At 36.7% G+C, this 1064-nt stretch carries 1 pseudogene; it reads left to right on the top strand.

The features are described from left to right. Positions 1-426 (top strand): annotated as a pseudogene (locus tag F6K22_RS41455) (HAD-IC family P-type ATPase); the annotation flags it as partial. Between the last annotated feature and the right edge of the window lie 638 nt (positions 427-1064).

Below are 1064 nucleotides of genomic sequence, written 5' to 3'. Positions count from 1 at the left end.
TCTCTTACTCTTGTAGCTTTAGGAGTGTATTTGACTTATTTAGCAATACCATTTTTGGGAAATGAGTTAGTTATTGACCTTGACCAAGTTAATGAATTTCTTGCAGTTCCTCGTAGTGCTCTGGTAACAATTATGATTTTATGTGGTCTATTGTTAGTGCCTTTTCTGAAGCCTCCAACAAAAGCTTGGGTAGGTGGAGCAACTTACAGTGGTGACTGGCGATATACTTTTGTTGCCTTAGCTTTACTAGGAGTTTATATAGTTATTTTGGCGCTTCCCCCTCTACGTCAATTTTTTGAATTATCTTTACTGAGCATCCGTGATTATCTTGTGATTAGTTGGGTAGCTTTAGTTTGGTGTTTATTACTACGGTATGTATGGCGAGCCAAACTTCTAGACAAATTTTTAGGTGTCGATCTAGCTTAAGGGAATAGGGACTAGGGAATAGGGAATAGGGAGCGTTGCATATTTGTGGGATGAATTAGTGTGAGGAGTGTGGGATGAATTATAGTTTTAGATAAAGAGAAAGTAAAAGATGGGATTTACCTTTTCTGCAAAGATTCATCCCGAGGTTTCAGCAACAAAAGGGAACTAAGTCAAAATTCCTATTGCGTATGCAGCAATAGAGATGAATCCGATTTTTATTTCTGATTTGCTAAAAGCTGACATCTAAATTTTGTAGGCAAAAACTTCTATTGCCATATCCGCAACAAAAGGGAACTAAGTCAAAATTCCTATTGCGTATGCAGCAATAGAGATGAATCCGATTTTTATTTCTGATTTGCTAAAAGCTGACCTCTAAATTTTGTAGGCAAAAACTTCTATTGCCATATCCGCAACAAAAGGGAACTGAGTCAAAACTCCTATTTCGTGTGCAGCAATAGAGATGAATCCGATTTTTATTTCTAATTTGCTAAAAGCTGACCTCTGAATTCGGATAGAGATGAATCCGATTTTTATTTCTGATTTGCTAAAAGTTTGCCTCTGAATTTAGTCGGTAAAAATTCCGATTGCTATATCCGCAACAAAAGGCAACTGAGTCTAAATTCCTATTGCTACATACG

The organism is Okeania sp. SIO2F4 (genome assembly GCF_010672385.1).
GTDB lineage: Bacteria > Cyanobacteriota > Cyanobacteriia > Cyanobacteriales > Microcoleaceae > Trichodesmium.
This window is presented reverse-complemented; position numbering and strand designations above follow the sequence as displayed.